This is a genomic window from Aminivibrio pyruvatiphilus (genome assembly GCF_004366815.1).
GTDB lineage: Bacteria > Synergistota > Synergistia > Synergistales > Aminobacteriaceae > Aminivibrio > Aminivibrio pyruvatiphilus.
This window is the reverse complement of sequence record NZ_SORI01000011.1, coordinates 12,953-34,499: the sequence shown is the minus strand read 5'-3', so window position 1 is coordinate 34,499 and position 21,547 is coordinate 12,953. Positions and strand designations below refer to the sequence as shown.

At 57.3% G+C, this 21,547-nt stretch carries 14 protein-coding genes; 8 read left to right on the top strand and 6 right to left on the bottom strand.

Translation table 11 applies throughout. The features are described 5' to 3' along the window. Positions 1–22: 22 nt before the first annotated feature. From C8D99_RS09205 to mnmE, 3 genes are all read left to right on the top strand, one after another. A complete protein-coding gene (locus C8D99_RS09205; RefSeq protein WP_166670102.1) occupies positions 23–3,640 on the top strand; it encodes a carboxypeptidase-like regulatory domain-containing protein in 3,618 nt (1,205 codons plus the stop codon). Positions 3,641–3,800: 160 nt separating this feature from the next. After that, positions 3,801–5,024, top strand: coding sequence for an aminotransferase-like domain-containing protein (locus tag C8D99_RS09200; protein ID WP_133957844.1), 1,224 nt, complete (start codon positions 3,801–3,803; stop codon positions 5,022–5,024). A gap of 129 nt (positions 5,025–5,153) precedes the next feature. Further along, on the top strand, positions 5,154–6,563 hold the full coding sequence (gene mnmE, locus C8D99_RS09195) for a tRNA uridine-5-carboxymethylaminomethyl(34) synthesis GTPase MnmE (protein WP_133957843.1): 1,410 nt from the start codon (positions 5,154–5,156) through the stop codon (positions 6,561–6,563). Between the two features lie 41 nt (positions 6,564–6,604). Here mnmE and C8D99_RS09190 read toward each other — a convergent pair whose 3' ends face one another. From C8D99_RS09190 to C8D99_RS09175, 4 genes are all read right to left on the bottom strand, one after another. After that, complete coding sequence (locus C8D99_RS09190) at positions 6,605–8,068, bottom strand: leucyl aminopeptidase (RefSeq protein ID WP_133957842.1); 1,464 nt, start codon at positions 8,066–8,068, stop codon at positions 6,605–6,607. Between the two features lie 22 nt (positions 8,069–8,090). Continuing rightward, a complete protein-coding gene (locus C8D99_RS09185) occupies positions 8,091–8,996 on the bottom strand; it encodes a DMT family transporter (RefSeq protein WP_133957841.1) in 906 nt (301 codons plus the stop codon). Then, positions 8,993–10,939: a molecular chaperone HtpG gene (htpG, locus tag C8D99_RS09180; RefSeq protein ID WP_133957840.1), complete on the bottom strand. Its 1,947-nt coding sequence runs from the start codon at positions 10,937–10,939 to the stop codon at positions 8,993–8,995. Before htpG ends, C8D99_RS09185 begins: the two co-directional genes overlap by 4 nt. Positions 10,940–11,073: 134 nt before the next feature. Then, positions 11,074–12,363 carry a TolC family protein gene (locus C8D99_RS09175; protein ID WP_133957839.1) on the bottom strand — a complete coding sequence of 430 codons (1,290 nt, stop codon included), beginning with the start codon at positions 12,361–12,363 and terminating at the stop codon, positions 11,074–11,076. Between the two features lie 430 nt (positions 12,364–12,793). Here C8D99_RS09175 and C8D99_RS09170 point away from each other — a divergent pair, with 430 nt between their 5' ends. The 5 genes from C8D99_RS09170 to C8D99_RS09150 all read left to right on the top strand — a co-directional run bounded on the left by C8D99_RS09170 (position 12,794) and on the right by C8D99_RS09150 (position 19,601). Further along, entirely contained in the window at positions 12,794–13,897 is a 1,104-nt protein-coding gene (locus tag C8D99_RS09170; protein ID WP_133957838.1) for a DUF3798 domain-containing protein, read from the top strand. A gap of 81 nt (positions 13,898–13,978) precedes the next feature. Beyond that, positions 13,979–15,580 (top strand): sugar ABC transporter ATP-binding protein, encoded by a 1,602-nt coding sequence (locus tag C8D99_RS09165; protein ID WP_338024443.1) that lies wholly within the window; start codon positions 13,979–13,981, stop codon positions 15,578–15,580. 1 nt (position 15,581) lies between these two features. Continuing rightward, positions 15,582–16,622, top strand: coding sequence for an ABC transporter permease subunit (locus tag C8D99_RS09160; protein ID WP_133957837.1), 1,041 nt, complete (start codon positions 15,582–15,584; stop codon positions 16,620–16,622). Next, the gene (locus tag C8D99_RS09155) at positions 16,619–17,692 is read left to right on the top strand and encodes an ABC transporter permease subunit (RefSeq protein ID WP_133957836.1); all 1,074 of its coding nucleotides are present in this window, start codon (positions 16,619–16,621) and stop codon (positions 17,690–17,692) included. Before C8D99_RS09160 ends, C8D99_RS09155 begins: the two co-directional genes overlap by 4 nt. 178 nt (positions 17,693–17,870) lie before the next feature. Continuing rightward, positions 17,871–19,601, top strand: coding sequence for a DEAD/DEAH box helicase (locus C8D99_RS09150; protein ID WP_133957835.1), 1,731 nt, complete (start codon positions 17,871–17,873; stop codon positions 19,599–19,601). Positions 19,602–19,672: 71 nt separating this feature from the next. Here C8D99_RS09150 and C8D99_RS09145 read toward each other — a convergent pair whose 3' ends face one another. Both C8D99_RS09145 and C8D99_RS09140 read right to left on the bottom strand, forming a co-directional pair. Continuing rightward, the gene (locus tag C8D99_RS09145) at positions 19,673–19,873 is read right to left on the bottom strand and encodes a cold-shock protein (protein ID WP_133957834.1); all 201 of its coding nucleotides are present in this window, start codon (positions 19,871–19,873) and stop codon (positions 19,673–19,675) included. Between the two features lie 211 nt (positions 19,874–20,084). Beyond that, positions 20,085–21,404: an MFS transporter gene (locus C8D99_RS09140; protein ID WP_133957833.1), complete on the bottom strand. Its 1,320-nt coding sequence runs from the start codon at positions 21,402–21,404 to the stop codon at positions 20,085–20,087. Positions 21,405–21,547: the final 143 nt, after the last annotated feature.

Here is a 21,547-nt window from a genome sequence, read left to right as displayed (position 1 = left end):
GGTTACAGGAGCATCCGTTGAAGTGACCGCTCCCAGCGGCTTCCAGCAGGGAGTCACGGACGACAGCGGCCGTGTCACCCTTGCGATTCCAGATGGAAGAGTCGCTCTCAGGTTTACCCGGGAAGGATATGCGTCCCTGGAGACGGAACTGTTCAACAGCTACCTGGATGAGGCGGAAAGGGTGTTTTATCTCGACTTCGATTCAGCGAAAGCAGCCTTTCTCCTCAGGGACGGCATTACGGAAAAGCCCCTTGGAGGAGTGAGAATTTTCCGGCTCGAGAGGGAGACGGGACACGATCTGGGCGTCACGGGGAATGAAGGGATCCTCGAGGCTTCAGTGCCCAGGGGAGCGCTCTCATTCAGGTTCGAGCTGGACGGATACGATTCTCTCACCACAGGGTTTTTCGTTCCGGGGAATGGCAGGAAAGACACTCCTGCTGACGAAGTCTTCCTGTTCCCGAAAAAAAGCCCGTACCCCTTCCGGGGAGTGGTGAAAAACACTGCCGGAGAACCTCTTTCCCGCGTTTCCATAACCCTGAAACAAAAAGACACCACCGCCACGACGGAAAGCCTGGAGAACGGAACATTTTCCCTGTCTCCGGAGCCGGGTCCCCTTGAACTTACCCTGACTTCCGCAGGGTTCCACGAACTCAAGACCCAGACGTATTTCTCCAGGGGAATACTCCCTCCGGAGGAGGAGGAGTTTTTCCTCTTCTCTTCGGAAGCCCCCTATCCCGATACTCCCGGCAGGATGCTGTTCAGCGCCGTGGATGCCCTTACGGGAGAGCCCCTGGAAAAATTCGCCGCCTATCTCCTCGACAACGGATGGGCAGGGTTTGAAAAAGGGTCCGCCGCCACAGAATCCAGACCGGGGAACAGGAATACCGTCATCAAATCGGACGGATACTACGAAACCGGTTCTTTTTATCCGACCGTCTTCCCGGGGAAAACGGTGAAAAAAACGATCCAGCTTCACCCTTCCACGGGAAAGATACAGTTCCGCGTCATTGACGCCCTCTCCGGGGAACCAATACAGAGGTTCTCGGCGTATCTTCTGGACAACGGATGGGCCCAGTACGAAAACGGCTCCGGCGAAACGGAGGCCCAGCCGGGGAACAGGAACACGGTCATCAAGGCACCGGGATACTATGAAACCGGGTCCTTCTACCCCACCGTTTTTCCGGGAAGATCCGTCACGAGGACCATTTTCCTCAGTCCCTCGTCGGGGCGTATCAATTTCTCGGTTCTCGACATGATCACCGGGAAACCTATACCGCAGTTTTCCGCCTATCTTCTCGACAACGGGTGGGCCCGGTACGAAAACGGCACGGCCTCCACGGAAGCCCAGCCCGGGAACAGAAATACCGTCATCAATGCTCCGGGATACAACGAAACCGGTTCTTTCTATCCTACCGTTTTTCCGGGAAGGACCATACAACGCACGGTATTTCTCACCCCATCCACGGGGAAACTCGCCTTTTCCGTGAAAGACGGACAGACCGGAAAGCCTCTTCCCGTTTTTTCCGCCTACCTGCTTGACGGAGGATGGGCCCAGTACCGGAACGGGAAGAGCTCCATGGAGGCCCAGCCGGGGAACAGGAATACCGTCATCAAAGCACCCGGATACTACGAAACCGGGTCCTTCTACCCCACCGTATTCCCGGGGAAAACCGCAGATCGAACCATTTTCCTCGCCCCTTCGCTGGGGCGGGTGGATTTCACCGTGGCGGACGTTCTCACGGGAACCCCCCTGCCGGTCTTTTCGGCATACCTCCTCGAAAACGGGTGGGCCCGGTACGAGAACGGCATGGCCTCCACGGAAGCCCTGCCGGGGAACAGGAACACGGTGATCAGGGCGGACGGCTACTTCGAAGCAGGGTTCTATCCTACGGCCTTCCCGGGCCGCTCGACCACGCACACCGTCTATCTCCATCCGACGGACCCCCTCGGGCAGATGAACCTGAAAGGAGTCGACCTGGCTTCAGGGGAAACAGTGACCAACATCACCTTCCAGCCCCAGGGTGAACCTCCTCTCAGGGCTCCCGAGGGCAGGGGCCTCCATTCATCCCGGACTCACTTCAAACACCAATGGTTCCGGGCCTCTTCTCCGGGGTATAAGGAGACTGACGCCCCCGGCTTTTTCACCTCGGGCCGCAGGGACGTCGAACTGGCCATCCCCCTGGAGCGCATTGTCCCGCCTGGGAGAGGAAATCTCCTCGTATCGGTGGCCGATTCTGCCGGAAAACCCCTTCCGGGCGCGGCCGTAGCCCTGTCCTGTGCGGGAACGATATTCCGGGGAAATGTCAACAGTTCGGGGCAGGTTCTTTTCAGGAACGCGCCCTCAGGAATCCATACCGTTTCAGCGGAAGCGAAAGGGTACGGAAAGGGCAGCTCGCGAACGGCCGTGGAAGGAGGAGAAACTGAAAAGGCAGGGCTGATGCTTTCTCCCCTGTCGGAGCTCCGGCCCCATGCCCCCTTTGCACCCGTCATTCTCAGCGTCCCCTCTGAAGAGATACTGAGGCCGGGAGAAAGAAAAATCCTCCGGGCTGTTCTTGAAAACAGGGGGGATGAAGGCGGGAGGACCTTCTGTTCCCTCGAGATTCCGGATATGGGAAGAATCGTCAGGGAAACAGTCCTTGGACCGGGCGAACGGGCGGAAGTTCCTTTCGAAGTTCTTGTGCCGGAAGACAGCGTCAACTCCCGGGTGTACGCCCTTGTGAAAGCGGGTGACCATTCGAAACGGGGAGTACTCTCCATCGAGGCTCCGAAATTCTCCGTATCAGCACGGACAGACAGGGAAGCCTACGAGGAAGGTGAAGTCCTGGCCCTTGAAGTGGATGTGACTTCCAATACAAACGAAGGAGAATACCAGGTCAGGGTCTCCTTCAACGACGAAACCCGCCTTGAACCGGTGAAGCTCACGGGGGGGAAGGGAAAGGCTCTGTTCCCGGACATACCGGTTTCTTTCAGGGGGAACAAAATACTCTACGGCCTCTACCATGCCTCGGGAAGATCCATCCTGCTCAATGCCCTCCAGGTGCAGGACAGGTCAGGGAAGGTCCTCCTTCTTCCGGAAAAACAGCAGTACGAGGCGGGGGAAACTGTCCGGATCCGTATTTCCGGGAAAGGGGGAGACCCCCTTTCCGTTTCCTCCCCCCTGATCCCCGGCGGAACAGCCGGCACGGAGGGAGTGAAGGAAGTGATTCCGGGCGCGGACGGGACCGCAATTCTCGAACTGGTCCTTCCCCGTGCCATAGCGACCGGGTCCTATCCATTCCGGTGCGGCGGGTTTTCAGTGAACGTCGACGTCCGGGGGATCGAAACGAAAATACTGGACCGGTACCTGGAAGAGGACGGGGAGGATGGTACACTGCTTTTCTTCTGGAAGGCTGCAGCAAGCGGGGAGATTCCGTGCACATGGTCGGTGGAGGTTCTCCCTCCGGATGAAGAAGGTTATGTGCTGGCGGAGGGGAATATCACACTGAAAGGAGAATGGGGCGACTACATGGTCCGGGTCGAACCGGAAGACGACGGCCCCTGCGACTTTGTAATCCGTCTGAAAACGGACGCCCTTTCCCCGTCCGGGGTCCCTCTTGCGGAAATCCGGTATTCCAGGGCAGAAAGGGAAAGCCGGCCCTAGGCACGTACAGCGTCAGGTCCCTGTTCCTATGGTGGGGAACGGCTTTACGCCGTTCCCCACCTTCGTGCTATAATATACTTGTATTGTCGATTTTTTTGCTTCTATGGCGTAAAATCCGAATAATTGGTGAAAACGCGAACAAATCAAGGGAGGCGAAGAAATGAGCGGGATTTGGCAGGACAACTTCAGCTCCGTAGCGAAGAACAACCGGCCGTCACCAATCCGGGAGATGCTGGCAGTGATCAAGCAGCCCGGCATGATCTCCTTCGCGGGAGGCATGCCTGCCCCGGAAGTGTTTCCGGTAGACCAGTTCTACGAGGGAGCACACATCCTCAAAGACCAGGGCAAAGAACTTCTCCAGTACGGCACTACGGAGGGCTACCCTCCTCTCAAGGATTTTCTTGCAGCCTGGACCGCACCCCGTCTGGGGAGGAAGGCCGGACCGGAAGAAATGCTCATCACCACCGGTTCCCAGCAGGCCCTCGACCTTTTCGCATGGTCCATGATCGACAAGGGGGATTATGTCATTACCGAGGATCCTTCCTACCTTGCAGCCCTCACTGTTTTCTTCAACCACGGCGGCAGCTTTCTCGGCGTCCCCACGGACCGGAACGGCATGCAGGTGGACCTTCTCCCCGGCATCATCGAGAAGGCAAGGTCCGAGGGAAAGAAGATCAAGTTCATCTACACCATCGTCAACTTCCACAATCCCGGAGGATCTACCATGTCCGTGGAACGTCGGAAAAAGCTGGTGGAGATCTCCAAACAATACAACATCCCCATTTTCGAAGACGACCCCTACGGCTATGTCCGGTACGAGGGTGACCATCTGCCGTCCATCTTCTCATTCCACGACCAGGGGGGCGTAATCTACGCCGGTTCCTTCTCGAAGATCCTCTCCCCCGGAACCCGCGTGGGGTGGGTTACGGGACCGAAGGAGATCATCAGGAATCTCACCGTGTTCAAGCAGGGGACGGACCTCTGCTCCAGCACCATCACCCAGGCCCTGGTGGCGGAGTACTGCGTGAACGGCCACCTCGACCGTCACCTCCCCGTGATCATCGACAACTACAGGGTGAAGCGTGACGCCATGGAGAAGAGCTTCGAAAAACACCTCACTCCTCTCGGCGTGACGTGGGTCAAGCCGGAAGGGGGCTTTTTCTACTGGCTGAAGTTCCCCACCGTGAACACCAACGACCTTTTCAAAAAGGCCATCGACAAGAAAGTGGCCTTCGTTCCCGGCGATCCCTTCTGCCCCACTGCCGGGGCGGGCATCCACAATGCCCGGCTGTGCTACACTTTCCCTTCCCCGGAAATCATCGAGGAGGGCGTGAAACGCCTCGCCGAGGCAGTCACCGAACTGGCTATCCCCGCAGTGCACTGACAATCCATTGTTCTGCCGCCTCTGCTCCCTCCCTTTCGGGGAGGGAGTTTTTTCTGCGCCCGGGGACAATTTGATGTAAGATACGAAAGAGAGCTGGATGAAGCAGGAAGACCGGAGGAGGAGAGAACGATGGATTCCACGAGTCCGCACAGCGGCACACAGGATACCATAGCGGCTATTGCCACAGCGTGGGGAGAAGCAGGCATAGCCATTGTCCGCCTTTCCGGAGCGGAAGCGAGGAGACTTGCCGACAGGCAGCTTTCTCTTGCCGTTCCCCTTTCAGGGACTCCCTCCAGATACCTCCGGAACGGTTATCTTCTTGACGAAAAGGGAGACGCCATCGACCAGGTGCTCGCTGTATGGTTCGCTCCCCCGAAAAGCTATACCGGGGAGGAAGTGGTGGAAATCCACACCCACGGCGGCACCCTGGTGGCACAAAAATGCCTGGAGCTCCTTCTCTGCCGGGGAGCCCGGCTCGCGGAACCGGGAGAGTTCACGAAGCGGGCGTTCCTGTCCGGCAGGATCGACCTGACCCAGGCGGAGGCTGTCCTGGGGATCATCCGTTCCCGGAGCGACGAGGCCCTCCGGGCTGCCGCCAGGACACTGAAGGGAGAGCTCGCTTCCTTCGCCAGAGACATCTATGACGAGCTTCTGGCTCTCTCGGGAAAAATGGAAGTTTCTCTCGACTTTCCGGAGGAAGACCTTCCCTACGGAAGCGACGAGGATACGAGCCATTCCCTCCAGGCAATCCGCCAGAGCCTGGAGGACCTGCTGGACCGGTGCGCCACGGGGTTCCTTCTCCGTGAAGGGATCAGGGTGGCCATCGTGGGCAGGCCGAACGTGGGGAAATCTTCTCTTCTCAATGCCCTCCTCAGGGAGTCGCGGGCAATCGTCACTGCGATTCCGGGCACGACCAGGGACCTCATCGAGGAAGTGCTCACTTATAGGGGAATACCTCTCCGCCTTGTGGATACGGCAGGGATGGGGATACCCTCCGACGAAGTGGAAGCCATAGGGATCTCGCTGGCAGAGGAAGCCTTCAAAAATGCTGACGTGCGCATCTGGGTGGCCGACGGAAGCGCTCCGCCCGCCCCCTTCGACTTCGACATGGCGGACCGGCTTCGGGATCTCGTACACGTGGTGGCGGTGAACAAATCGGACCTTCCTCCAGGAAGAGACGAAACGGGAAGGACCACCGAAGAAGCCATCTCCGAACTTCTGCCCGAAAGTCCCATGCTTTCCATTTCAGCAAAGAAAGGCACCGGGCTGGACAGCCTGAAGGATGCCGTGGTCTCCTCCATCGCGGGCGGCGGGGCGCTGGATTCAGGGCTGAATGCGTCCGCCAGGCAGGTGAACGAGATCCGTGCCGCCATCGGATTTCTCAGGGATGCCTCGGCAGCCCTGGAATCAGGGCTTGGCCAGGATATCGCAGGATCCTGCATCTCCGAGGCCCGGTCCGCCATGGAGCGCCTTCTCGGCATTTCCGGAGACGACACCCTGCTCGACTACATTTTCAGCCAGTTCTGCGTCGGAAAATAAGCGGAGGGGAGGAGCCCCCCGGCTCCTCCCCTCCCTTGATACTACCGCACGGACAAAAGAAACTGAAGGCATGTCCTGACGGCAAAACCGGTTGCCCCTTTGCCGTAGACCGAATACTCGTCCTTGTTGAAGTCCACCCCCGCAATATCCAGATGAGCCCAGGAAATCCCCTCACCGACGAACTCCCGAAGAAACCGTGCAGCGAAGATGGCTCCGCCGTACCTGCTTCCGGAATTCACCAGGTCCGCCACGGGAGATTTCATGGATTCCGCAATCCTTTCGTCATCGTCAGGAAGCCGCCACAGCCGCTCTCCCCTGGCCTTTCCGGCTTCCAGAAGGCTTGCGGCGAGAGTGTCGTCCGGTGTAAAAAGTCCGGCTATGGACGTTCCCAGGGCCACAGCGCAGGCCCCTGTGAGGGTTGCCATGTCGATGATGACATCGGGGCCGAGCTCCGAGGCGTAGCTCAGGGCATCTGCAAGGACGAGCCGTCCTTCGGCATCAGTGTTGTCGATTTCCACTGTTTTTCCGTTCCTCATCCGGAGAATGTCGTCGGGACGGAACGCCTTGCCGCCGGGCATGTTCTCGGCGAGGGCCACGATTCCGTGAACCTCCACGGGCAGCTTCATCTTCGCAGCCGCCCGGAGGAGGGCGAAAACATTGCATGCCCCTGACTTGTCACTCTTCATGGAGCGGATGAAGTCGCCGGGCTTGAGGTTCAGCCCGCCGCTGTCAAAAGTGATGCCCTTCCCTACGAAGACCACTTTCCGCAAGGGTATGCCGTCGGGCTTCCAGGAGAGGCGGACCAGCCTCGGAGGTGTGGACGACCCCATTCCCACGGAATAGAGCCCTTCCATTCTCTCTTCGAGGATTTTCTTTTCGTCCCAGACTTCCGCTTCGAGGCCGAAATCTGCTGCTTCAGCAAGGGCATACTCCGCCAGCGTCAGGGGGTTGGACCTGTTCCCCGGCTCGTTTGCGAGATCCCGGGCCATGTTCTGGGCACAGGCGAGCATTTTCCCCAGGGAGAGTCCTTCCCCGTCGCCGCCGTACAGGACGAATTCTCCCGGTTCGGGAAGCCTGTCTTCATCTTTCCGGGTTTTGTATTTTTCGAAGGAGTAGCTTCCGAGCTCCGCACCCTCCGCCACGGCACAGCTTGCGTTCCGGTCCGGAGAAACCGGAAGATGGGCGAAAATACGGAAAACTCCGTCTCCTTTCGCTCTCCGGACAAGCTCCGCGGTACTGGACCGGAGACTGTCCTCCCCGAAAACCTTCCTTTCTCCGAGGCCGACAAGGTAAAGCGGCGAAAAGGCGGAACCAGGAAGGAGAGCCTTCGCTATTTTTCCCTTTTTCGCCCTGAACGAGGAGTCATCGAGCAGGGCAGCCGCTGCCGGGACGTCCCCGGGTGAAAGGATCCCTGCCGGGAGAGGTTCTCCCGAAAAAACATACAGAGCAATTGCCCCGCTCCCCTGTACGTTTGCGCCGGAAAGAGGGGATGCCGTTATCTTCATTGATTCCACACTCCCTGAATACTCATTTTTCCCCGGAAGGGGACGGTTTTTTTTTCGTGTTGACGAACCAGACTCCCGTGAACACCAGGACACCTCCCGCGATCATGGAAAGGGTAACGGTCTCTCCGAGAAAGGCCGCCGAGAGGAGCACGGCCACCACTGGGTTAATGTAGAGAAAAACCCCGGCCTCGGAGGCGGGAAGCTCCCGGAGGGCATCGTACCAGAAAAGGTAGGCCAGGGCGGAGCAGCATACACCGAGGAACAGGATATTGGCCCAGGCTCCGGCGGAAATGGACGGGACCTCCGAAGCCCCCCCCGAAAAGAGAAAGGGAAGGGTGGCGAAAAGCCATCCGAAAGAAAGGGCGTAGGCCATCCCGAGTTCCGGGGAGGTTTTCCTGAGAGCCTTCCGGGAAAAGACGGAAAAAAGGCCCCATGAAAAGACGCTGACCACCATGAGCAGCTCCCCGGGGCTGTAGCCTCTCCTCAGGAACACGCCGGGATCGCCTTTGGAGAGAATGACCAGGACCCCGAAGGCCGCGAGGAGGATCCCGCCTTTCTTTCTCCCGTCGAGCCTTTCGCCGAGAATAAGGGCTCCCAGGAGGGCGATGGCGATGGGGTTTGCCGCCACGATGAGACCCGACATGCCCGCCGAGACAGTCTTCAGGGCAAAGGCCTGGAGAGCGTTGTGGAAAAAGACCCCGAGAAATCCCAGGCCGGCGAAAACAGCCGCTTCCCTCAGGGGAAGAAGCCGCATCCTTCCCCTGAGAAGAAGGAACAGGAGCAGGGCCGCCACCCCTGTTCCGAAGCGGAGCCAGATCAGGGTGGTAAAGGAAACCTCGGCGACCGCGGCCTTTATGGAAGGCAGAGAACCGCCCCACGCCACCACCGCGATGAATGCCTTGAGGCGTGCCCTGGCGGTGGCTGTCATTTCCCTTCACCGGACGGAGAGGGGCTGCCTCCTGCGGCATCCATGTTTTCGGAAAGAAGAACGGAAAGCCTTCCGGCGAAACGGGCGGGATCCGCGATCTGTCCTCCCTCCGCGAGAACGCACTGGTCATGGAGAAGGAAGGCATATTCCTTCACTTTTTCTTCCGCTCCGCCGGAAGCAAGCATCCTCTCCATTTTCGAGATCACCGGGTGCTCCGGGTTGATTTCGAGAATACGCTTGAGGGGAGGGACCTCCCTGCCCATGGACCGGAGTATGCGCTCCATATTGAAAGAGGAGCCGTCTTCGTCGGTTACAAGGCACGCCGGTGATTCCGTGAGACGGGAGGAGATTTTCACATCTTTCACCGTTTCGGAGAGAACCCCCCTCAAAAACGAGGCAAGCCCTTCCGGCTGAACGGTGTCTTTCCCTGCTTCCTCCGGAGGCAGGGCGTCTTCCCGTTCCATGGATCGGAATTCCTTGTCTCCGAATTTCGGGAGGACGGGAGCGATCACCTCGTCCACAGGGTCGGCGAGGAGGAGCACGTCATACCCCTTCTCCCGGCACCGTTCAAGAAGCGGAGAATTTCTGAGAACCTGGAGCTTCCTTCCCGTGATGTAGTAAATCCCCTGCTGCCCCTCTTTCATGGCATCCACGTATTCATGAAGGGAAACAAAACCATCCCCTGAGGAAGAGGACGGGAAGAGGCAGATTTCCAGGATGGCCTCCCTGTTTTCTTTTTCGGCACCGTCGAAGGAAGCGAGCCCCTCCTTGATGACCGGACCGAATTCCTTCCAGAGGCGGACGTATTTTTCCCTGTCGTCGGCCAGCATTTTTTTCAGTGCGGAAAGAACCCGCCGGACAAGGCTCTTCCTGATGATTCTTACCAGGGGATCCTCCTGGAGAATTTCCCTGGAGATATTGAGCGGAAGGTCCTCTGAGTCCACCACGCCCCTCAGAAAACGGAGCCAGGATGGGACAAGATCCCGGCAGTCGTTCATGATGAAGACGTTGCGGATGTACAGGCTCACGCCCTCGTTCCGGGGTGCATAGTGAAGGTCGAAGGGAGCTTTCGACGGGAAAAAAAGAATCCCCCGGAATTCCGTTCCTCCCTCCACTGAGAAAACCACCCTGCCGAGGGGCGGTTCCCAGTCCGAGGCGACGTGCTTGTAAAATTCCTCGTACTCGCCGTCGGTCACGTCTTTTTCCGGGCGGCGCCAGATGGCCTTTCCTGAATTGAGGACCTCGTCCTCCGCGGTTTCGCCGCCCTCCCGCCCCTTCGCTACGGCCATCACGATGGGATAGGAGATAAAATCGGAGTACTTCCTCACGATGTCCCGAAGGGTCCACTCATCGGTGTAATCCCGTTCGCCCTTCTCCTTGTCCGGCGTTTTAAGGTGCAGGATCACCGTGGTGCCGGGCTCGTTCCTTTCAGTCTCTTCCAGCGTATAGGTGCCGTCTCCGGGGGAAGAGAAACGCCAGCCTTTTCCTTCGCCGAGACGGCGGGTCACCACGTCCACCCGGTCAGCCACCATGAAGGCGGAGTAAAAGCCCACTCCGAACCGGCCGATCAGGCTCTCGGCCCCTGCGGACTCCCGGGCAGCCTTCATGGCCGCAAGGAATTCCCCGGTTCCGGACCTGGCGATGGTCCCGATATAGTTTGTCAGTTCCTCCCTGTTCATCCCCACACCGTTGTCGGAGACAAAGAGAGTCCGTCCTTCCTCTCCCCGGGCAATCCGGATCGACGGAGCAGAGAGCCCCGCTCCCCCTTCGCTGTCGGCATATTCCGGGTGGGCAAGAAGTTCGAGGCGGCGCTTGTCGAGGGCGTCCGAGGCATTCGAAATCAGCTCCCGAAGGAAAATATCCCTGTTGGAATACACCGAATGGATCATAAGGTCAAGGAGCTGCTTCGCCTCGGCCTGAAAAGAAAACCGTTCCTGTTCCATGACTTTCCTCCCGTTCCGTTCACGATGGTTTCCGCGGACTGCAGGGCCGCAGATTTTCAGGTTCAAAAAGCCGGGGACGATGCTTTCCGGCAGCACCGTCCCCGGGAGAATGCCCTTATTGTAAAAAAAAGGCGCTATTCGGCCGGGGCCGGTTCGTATTCGCTCATGGCCTGCTTCAGGCTTACCAGGGCGAGATACATTTCCTTGATTGCAGCGAGGTGTTCCGTCTTGACCTTCTGATTGTCCACCTGGGCGTTCAGAAGGTCGATCTGGGCTCCCATGCCTTCCTTGTACATAAGCTGAGTGATATTGAGCTCCTCGTCAGACCGGGCGACCTGCTTTCTCTTGCTGCTTTCCACGGCCACCGCCTTTTCCCACTGGTTAAGAGCTTTCACCACATCCTCCCGGACCTGGTTTTTCCGGGATTCCAGAGTCCTCTCCGTCGCTTCGACGGTCTTTGCCTTGTCAGCCACGTCCTCCTTCGTTTTCCCTCCGTCATAGACGGGTATGGAGACATTCAGGGAGAGAAGGAATTCCTTTTCTATCGGTGAGGAATTGTCATTGTCGGTGAGCAGCATGTACCCCACCGATCCTTCCACCGTGGGAGCCATTCCCTTTGCGGCAAGGGTTTTCAGCACCCTTGCCCGCTCGAGGGCAGTCTCGGCCGAGCGGACGTCGTTCCTGCGGTCCATGGCTTTTTCTATTCCTGCCTGGACAGAAAGGGCGGGAACAAGGAGGCTTTCCTCCTTCGGTTCAAGATCTGTGCCTCCTGCAAGAGTCGCCATCTGGGCGAGGGTGTTCCTGTAGGCCGATTCCGCCTCCACCACGAGACTTTCCGCCTCCTCCACCTTCGCCTGGGCCCGGACAACGTCCAGGCGGGGGATAAGCTGCTGCCTGAACTTTTCCTCGGTAATTCTCAGGTCTTCCTTCCGCTGGTTCAGGATGCCCCTCTGCAGAAAAATATTCTGCCGGGCAATGAATGACTGCCAGTAGAGGCTTTCCGCAGCGGCAAGGGTGTTGTTTACCAGGGCGAGGTGGTCGGAGGCCAGGCCGTTGTACTGGAGAAGGAGCTGCCGTTCCTGGGCGCCGTAGACGCCGCTCACATCAAAACGGTGGGTGATTGCCGCCGAGAGGGAATAGTTCCCCCTGGACCCCGTATTCCTGCCTGCCTGGGAGGAATAGGTATCGCTGAGCCAGGTGGTGTTTCCCCTGACTCCCAAGGATGGGCGCTGAACTGCCACGGATGACCGCACCGTATGACTGAATGCCTCCAGTCTCCTGAAGGAAGCCTGAAGCACCGGGTTGCTCTCCCTTACGGAGAGCAGAAACTCGTCAAGGGACATCTCCGCGGCAGCTGCCGGGAGCGAAACAACCCACGCCAGCACTGCCGAGGCAAGAATAGTTGCTTTTAAGCGCTTTCCCATGAATGTTCCTCCTTGAACGTAACTCCCGCCGTATCGGCCGGGTGAGAAAAGAAACAGGACGATATCAGGAGAAGCGATATCTCCTTTCCCTATCCCTGCTGTCTGAGTATAGATATTCAGCCTCGTTCCTGTCAAGAAATATAAGGCCCCTTCCCCGCCGGAAAAACCTCTGCGGGCGATTCAGATCCGGAATCCCGTTTTATGCTGCCTGAAATAAATAAAAACTATTTTCGTTGATTATCAACCGAACCTGCACTAAAATTACCACTGGATGAAGTCAGTAAAGAAGGCAATTCTTTACAAAATGCTTTTTATGTTGTAGCATTCAGCGTATACGAAATCGGCTTCAATTCCATTCCTATCCGGCAGTTCGTTTCTTTCTATCCATACGAAGCAGAAACAGACAACTCAATAAGGAGGAGATATGCACATGAGGAGATTCACCAGAGTTCTGTTTGCAGTCGCGCTTGTTCTTGCCCTTGGAACGGTGGCCTTTGCGGCACCCAAGATCGGCATTATGACCGGAACCGTTTCCCAGGGAGAGGAAGAGTACCGCGCAGGGGAAGAAATGGTGGCCAAGTACGGCGCAGACAGGGTCATCCACGTCACCTATCCGGACAAGTTCATGGACGAGCAGGAGACCACCATTTCCCAGGTCATGGCCATGGCCTCCGACCCTGACGTGAAGGCCATCGTCATCTGCCAGGGCGTCCCCGGGACGGCAGCCGCCATCGACAAGGTCAAGGAAGTCCGGGACGATATTCTTTTCGTCATCGGCACCGTCCATGAAGAGCCCTACATGATGGCCGGCAAGGCTGACATTCTCTTTGAAATCGACCAGCCCACCCGCGGAACCTCCATTGTTGAAAAGGCGAAGGAAATGGGCGCCAAGACCTTCATCCATTATTCCTTCCCCCGTCACATGAGCTATCCTCTCCTTGCCAAGCGCCGCGAGATCATGGAACAGACCGCGAAGAAAATCGGCGTCGAGTTCGTTTTCGTCAACGCTCCCGACCCCACGGGCGAGGGCGGAGTCGCCGGTTCCCAGCAGTTCATCCTTGAAGATGCTCCCCGCCAGGTGGAAAAGTACGGCCCTGACACAGCTTTCTTCAGCACCAACTGCTCCATGCAGGAACCCCTCATCAAGTCCGTGGTGAAGGGGAAGGCCATCTATCCCGAGCAGTGCTGCCCCAGCCCCTTCCACGCCCTTCCCAACGCTCTCGGACTGAAGGTGGAGAACAAGGGAGACGTGCCCTACATCCTCAAGGCCATCGATGAAAAGGTTGTCGAGCTGGGCGTCGCCGGCCGGATCGCCACCTGGACCGCCCCCGTCACCATGAACTTCATCCGTGCCGGGGCAGAATACGCCATGGACTTCGCCAACGGCAAGTTCGAAGACAAAAAGGACATCCAGAGAGCGAAGTTTACCCTCGAGAAGGCAGCCGGTGCCGTCCGCATCCGCGCTTTCGACGAGGAAAAGGCTCCGAACTTCCTCATGGTCGTCGGCGAATCCATCATCTTCGGGAAGAAGTAATCCTGTCCCGGGAACGTTAAGACTCGAGGCAGGGCTGTCACTACGGGCAGCCCTGCCTTTTTGATAAAGGAGGTCGTTTTTTTGACCGGTACACCCCGTCTTGAGATGAAGAACATCAGCAAGCAGTACTACGGGAACCGCGTCCTTAAGGGCGTGTCGTTCTCCCTCGGCAGGGGAGAGGTTTTGTCCCTCGTCGGAGAAAACGGAGCAGGCAAATCCACCCTTATGAATATTCTTTTCGGTATGCCGGTGATCCATGCGACAGGAGGATTCGAAGGCGAAATTTACCTCGACGGTGAAAAAGCTGACATTAAATCCCCCGAAGAAGCCATGAAACTCGGCATCGGTATGGTCCACCAGGAATTCATGCTCCTCCCCGGTTTTTCCATAACCGAGAACATAAAGCTCAACAGGGAAATCACGAAAGACAGCCTGCTCAGCAGATTCTTCGGAAAACCCCTCAAGTGGCTCGACATGCCCGCCATGAAGGACGACGCCAGGGTTTCCATGGATGCCATCGGCCTGGGCATTGACGAAATGCTCCCCGTCAAGGGCCTGCCCGTGGGCCATATGCAGTTTGTGGAAATAGCCAGGGAACTCGACAAGAAAAACATCCGCCTTCTCGTCCTCGACGAGCCTACGGCGGTGCTTACGGAATCCGACTCTGATAAACTCCTCGAGGCCATGAAAATCCTCACCGACAAAGGAATCTCCATCCTGTTCATCAGCCACCGCCTCGACGAGGTCATGACGGCCTCCGACAAGATCGTCATTCTCCGGGACGGCGAACAGATAGCTGAAACCCTGCCCTCCGAGACTTCCATTGAACGGATCGCCGAGCTTATGGTCGGAAGAAAAATCGAGAGCGGCGAAATGAAGGGCAGGCCGCCCTCGGAACTAAAGGACGACTACATACTCCAAATCCGGGATCTGTCCGTATCCATGCCCGGGGAGAGGGTCAAGGGCGTTAACCTGGACGTGAAGCGCGGTGAGATTCTCGGCATCGGCGGCCTTGCCGGCCAGGGAAAAATCGGCATCGCCAACGGCATCATGGGGCTCTTTCCTTCCGGAGGAGACGTGAAGAAAAACGGCGATCCCGTCATGCTGAACAATACCCGGGGATCCCTCGACAACGGCATGGCCTTTGTCTCCGAGGACAGAAGAGGGACCGGGCTACTACTGGACGACTCGATTGAATTCAACATCGTCGCTACGGCAATCCAGGTCCAGTGTAAATTCCTGACCCAGGGGAAGATAAGCATTCTTGACGGAAAGGGCATGACGGAGTACGCATCGAAAATGATCAGGGAGCTCGACATCCGGTGCACCGGCCCGGGGCAGCTTACGCGACGTCTCTCGGGCGGAAACCAGCAGAAGGTCTGCATCGCCAGGGCCATTACCCTTGAGCCCAATCTGCTGTTCGTTTCCGAGCCGACGAGGGGCATCGACATCGGCGCCAAGAAGCTCATTCTCGACCACCTCGTGAAGCTGAACAGGGAGGAAGGTCTCACCATCGTCATGACCTCCTCCGAACTGGCGGAACTCCGTTCGATCTGCGACCGGATCGCCATCGTCTACCAGGGAAAGCTGGAAGGCATTCTTCTCCCGACGGACAGCGACAGGGATTTCGGACTCATGATGGCCGGGGAATACCACAAGATTCATAGAAAGGAGGCTGTATGACATGGGCAACGGCCTTTTGAACAAAGTCGGCATCCCGCGCCTCATCATTTCTCTCTTTCTCGCATTTCTCGTCGCGGCAGCCTTCTCCTTCGGTCTTCCCATGGGGCAGATCTTCAGCGCAATGCTCACCAGGTTCGGAATGAACGCCCTCCTGGTGCTGGCCATGATTCCCACCATCCAGGCAGGAGCCGGACCGAACTTCGGCCTTCCTTTCGGAATCATCTGCGGCCTTGTCGGAGCGACCCTGGCTATCGAGCTCGACCTTCGGGGCTTCACCGCGCTCTTCTTCGCCATCGGCGTTTCCATTCCTCTCGGCGCGGCCGCCGGCTGGCTGTACGGTCTGCTGCTCAACCGGGTCAAGGGACAGGAGATGACCGTTGGTACCTATATGGGCTTTTCCATCGTGTCGGTCATGTGCATTTTCTGGCTGATGGCCCCGTACAAGAGCCCGGAGATGATCTGGCCCTACGGCGGCGACGGACTGCGGGTCACCGTGGTCCTTGACGGCAGGATGGAACAGCTCCTCGACCGCTTTCTCAGCTTCACCTTCTACGGCGTGAGGATCCCTACCGGCCTGCTTCTTGTCACTGCCCTGTGCTGCCTTCTCCTGTGGATTTTCCTGAGGACGAGGACGGGCCTTGCCATGTCGGTGGTCGGATCCAACCCCCGCTTCGCCGAGGCCTCGGGCCTCAGCGTGAACAAGTACAGAATGCTCGCCTCCATCATCTCCTGCGCCATGGGTGCGGCAGGCATCGTCATCTACTCCCAGAGCTACGGCTTCATTCAGCTCTACCAGGCGCCCCTGTACATGGCACTCTACTCCGTCTCCGCCATCCTTATCGGCGGCGCGTCACTGCAGCGGGCCACCATCACCCAGGCACTCATCGGCACCTTTCTTTTCAACGGACTCCTGGTCATCGCCCTCCCTGTGGCCAACGTGGCCATGGACAGCGACATCTCCGAGATCATGAGGGTCATAATAAGCAACGGCATCATTCTCTACGCCCTCACCCGCAAAGAAGTGGGAGGTGACGCCCGATGAGGCTCCTTCAGAAAAACATAGTCCCCATAGTGTTCCTTGTTCTCTGCTCGATCGGTTTTTATTATTCCGGGCTGTCCTGGATGTTTTTCGCCAACGATCTCATGTCCAGGCTCGCACGGAACTCCTTCCTGGTGATCTCTCTTATTATCCCGGTACTCGCAGGGATGGGACTCAATTTCGGCATTGTCCTCGGCGCCATGGCCGGCCAGTTTGCAGCTTTCATCACGGTGGTCTACAACCTCACCGGAATAACGGGGTTCTTTCTGGCATGCATCATGTCCGTTCCCTTCGCCGTCCTCTTCGGCTGGCTCACCGGCATCCTTTTCAATAAGGCCAAGGGAAAGGAAATGATCACGGGCCTGATTCTCGGCTTTTTCGCCAACGGACTCTACCAGCTCGTATGTCTCATCTTCATCGGGTGGATCATTCCCATTTCCAACAAGGCGCTGCTGCTGCCATCGGGGATCGGCTTTGTGAACACCCTCGACCTCAAGATCTGGCAGTACGCCATTGACAAGTTTTACGTCTTCCGGGCGAGGAGCATCGACATTCCGGTGCTTAAATACCTGAACAACATCAATTTCCCGGTGCTTACTCTCGTTATAATCGCCCTTCTCTGCGCAGCCGTTTACCTTCTCTTCAGGACGAAGCTCGGCCAGGATTTCCGGGCCGTGGGACAGAACAGGCACATCGCCGAGGTGGCCGGCATAAAGGTCGACAGGGTGAGGATCATCGCCGTCATCTTCTCCACCGTTCTCGCGGCCTGGGGACAGCTCATCTTCCTCCAGAACATCGGGAACGTCCAGGTGTACGGATCCCATGTCCAGGTAGGGACCTTCGCTGTGGCGGCGCTCCTAATAGGCGGCGCATCCGTCTCGAAGGCCACCATCGGCCAGGCTATCCTTGGAACGGTGCTTTTTCACGCCCTTTTCATCGTGTCCCCCCTGGCAGGGAAGAATATCATGGGAAGCGCCCAGGTTGGCGAATATTTCCGTGTTTTCGTCGCCTACGGGGTCATCGGCATAGCCCTGGCTCTCCACGCATGGCAGAGGCTGACAAAAAAGGAGTAACGCCTTTTCGTGTTTGGGTAGCTTGACAAATCACAAATCTTCCGCATAATAGATCAGATGTAATGGAGGGAAGATTTTGAGTGGACCCCCGGAACGGGGTCCACTCTTTTTTGAGGGCGAAAGACGGAGGCGTCGTTGCCCTTCCCTTCTTTCGAATCTCAAGGAGGAACAAAAATTAATGAATGACAACGGTTTCGCGAGTTACGAACTGCGGGAAGAACTGCTTCTCGCCCTGAAAAAGAAGGGATTTTCCATCCCGACCCCGGTACAGGAAAAAGTCCTCGCCCTGGAAAATTTCGAAACAGACCTGATCGTCCGGGCCAAGACGGGCTCCGGAAAAACCCTGGCCTTCCTGTTGCCGCTTCTTCAGAATATGGATCTTCCCCAGTCCTCACCCCGGATTCTTGTCCTCTCCCCCACCAGGGAACTGGCCCAGCAGACTGCCCGTGAGGCGGAATGGCTTTCGCGGTACATGGATATATCGGTCGCCACTCTTGTGGGAGGGCTGGACATGTCAACCCAGATCCGCTCACTCAAGGACGGAGCAGTCATCGTCGTCGGCACGCCGGGAAGGACCCTTGACCACGTGAACAGGGGAACCCTGAGAGCTGACGGTATCCATTCCGTCATCCTGGATGAAGGGGACCATATGCTCGACATGGGATTCCGGGATGAACTTGAAGGCATTCTTGACGCTCTTCCCCAGCGGGAGCGGACCTGGCTTTTCTCCGCCACCATGCCCAGGGAAGTCAGGGAACTCTCGAAAAAATACCTCTCCGCTCCTGTGTCCATCTCCCTGGTGGAGGATGGCGAACAGCACGAGGATATCGTCCACCGGGCATACCTCGTTCCCTTCAGGCATAAAATGGAAGGCCTCGTGAACGTTCTTCTCTGGGAACGGCCCAAACGGGGACTGATCTTCTGCCATACCCGCCTGGAAACCATGTCTGTGGCCCAGCGGCTTTCGGAAGAAGGTTTCAGCGCGGGGTCGCTCCATGGAGAAATGACCCAGAGAGAGCGCAATGCCGTTCTCGGTTCCTTCAAAAACGGGCACCTGCCGCTGCTTGTCGCGACGAACGTGGCTGCCCGCGGCCTCGACGTTGAGGGAGTAACGCACGTCATCCAGATCGGACTGCCCGACGACAGGGAGACTTTCGTCCACAGGAGCGGACGGACAGGACGGGCCGGGCGGGAAGGAACCGACATCCTCCTTCTTTCCCCCCAGGAGGCGGAGAAATTCAAGTACATGCTCGGTTCGGCAAAGGTAACCGTTGAATGGAAGAATGTCCCCGACCTTGACGCCATTTCAAAGGTTCAGAGAGAGATCGCAGAAGAAAAACTTCTCACCGTGAAGGAAGCCGGAGAAGACGAGGATTATCTCCTGTGGGCCGAGGACCTTCTTTCCAGGGTCAGTGCGAAAAATCTCGTAGCCAGGCTGCTCTGGACCCTGTCTTCAAAACGTTCTGCCGGATACAATCTCTCCTCCGAACTGGAACGGGAACTCCGGAGAAAGAGCCGCTTCGCCGGAGAAAAAGACCGCACACCCGGGGCACGGCCCCTTAAGGGAAGACGTCCCAAGGGAACAATGCTGCGCCTGAGCAAGGGACTGGCGGACGGATGGGACGTGGGCAGGGTTCTGAGCTCCGTATGCACATCCCTGAACGTGGACCGTTCGGAAGTGGGCGCTATCAGGATGAAAGACGACCATGTCCTCGTGGAGCTGCTTCCCGTGGCTCTCTCCCGGTTCGAGGAGGATTGCCGCGGCCTGGAACGGTGCGGTCTCCTTGAAGAGGGCAAAGGCAGGGATTTCCTCCTTCCCGCGTCCAGCCAGACCCAGCAGGTCAGGGGACGTCCATCAGGCGCATCCCGGCCCAGGAGGCAGGGCAAGCCGGAATACAGAGGAAGATAACGAAAAAGACCGCCGGTTCCGAAGAACCGGCGGTCTTTTTTCCCTTGGTTTAATGTAAATCGAGGGAAGGGTTACGCTTTGTGAACGTTCGCAGCCTGAGGTCCCTTTTCACCGTCGACGACGTCGAAAGAAACCTTCTGCCCCTCGGCGAGGGTCTTGAAACCATCACCAACAATGGCGCTGAAATGAACGAAAACGTCCTTGCCCTCGTCCGTTGTAATGAAACCGTACCCTTTGCTATCGTTAAACCATTTCACTGTTCCCTGACTCATCCAAAGACAGCCTCCTAAAACTTTATTAAATTCGCGGCCTAGGCCACTATCAAACAATATAGGATTTTTCCGTTGATGTCAAGGATTTTTTCCTTCCGGTAAAGGTTTCCCCATCTTTTTTCTTTTTTTCGGCCATTTTTTCCTGAGAAAATTAATTAAATAAAAAGGCTTTCCATTAGCTGAAACTTAATGCTCTCCTCAGGATGCTTTTTCAGCGCCCCCCATGTTTAACCGATCCTGTTTCGGGGATGAAGAGGACAGAAAGAAAGGAAAGGACGGCTGAAACGAGAGGAAGCATGAAGGCCATTCTGTAGGCTCCTGCCGGAGGAAGGGCCGCGAAGAGGTCAATGACCCATCCCATGACAGAAGTGCAGACTGCTATGGAAAGAAAACCGGCGGCGTTGAGTATGGAAATGGCGAGCCCGGTGTACTTTTCCGAGGTAAGTTCCTTGGCCACGGACCATGCGAGGATAAAGGCAGTATTCGTTATGCCGAGAAGGAAAAAAACGACTTTCAGCCACCCGAGGGGAGGCATTCCGTTTTCCGACAGGAGAATCACCGCCCACAAAACCATATGGAGCAGCGAGCTGACAAGCATGGGGGCTTTTCTTCTTCCGAGGCGGTCGGATATCCAGCCGGTGATGAACCCCCCCGCCATTATCCCGAAGATGAGGACCACGCTGTAGGAAGACGCTTCCTGGACTGAAAGCCCGTAGGCGTTCACCATCCAGGGGATACCCCAGGTACCGATGAGGGCGAAAAAACCGGCCTGGTTGAAAAGGTAGAAAAGGGTCGCCGGAAGGATGCCCCTGACCGAGAGGACATTCTTCAGTCCCGAAACCACGGAAAAGGGATCCGGCTGCAGGTTTGCCCTGGCAATTTCCCTTTCGTTTACCGGAGGAAGCCCCATATCCTGGGGCCTGTTCCGGATGAACCGGAAACACAGCGCCGCGATTGCGAGGGTGAGGAGGCCGATGGCCACAAATCCCGCTCTCCAGGAAACCACGGAGATGAGAAGGGCCAGCGGTCCCTGGGAGAAAATGCCCCCGGCGTTGCCCACAAGAGTTGTGGCTCCGGAAATGGTGGCGAACTCCCTGTCGCGGAACCATTGGGACTGGATTTTCATGATGGAGACAAAAACGGTGGATACACCTATGCCGACGAGGAATCTCCCGAGGAAAAGCCAGAAGGAGGACGGTGCGAATCCGAAGATGACCGATCCGGCCCCGGCAAGAAACATTCCAAGGGAGACCGTGATCCTCGCTCCGAGCGAATCGGCGAGGAACCCTACCGGTATCTGCATGATCATGTAGGCGTAGAAATACATGGATGCCATGGCGCCGAAAGCGGTGGCGCTGAGGGAAAAGTCTCTCGTCACGTCGTCCTTCACCACCGCCGCGGCAAAACGGTGAAAGAAAACCACCATGAAGGCGAAGACCATAACCCCCCACACAATCCAGCGGTAGGAGAGGGCCTTCTTCATTCCCTCCCCGCTTCCGTTTCTGCATTCTCCGGAATACTGCTCAGTCATTCTCTCTCCTCTTTTCTCCGTGTTCTTGTGCGGAACGGGAACCGCAGGTGCGACCCGTAAAAAGAAATGATACCATTGAAATCCTTGTTTTCCTCTTTTTTCCCCGGAAAAATCACCGTATAATCAGGTTCATCAGTAAAGCG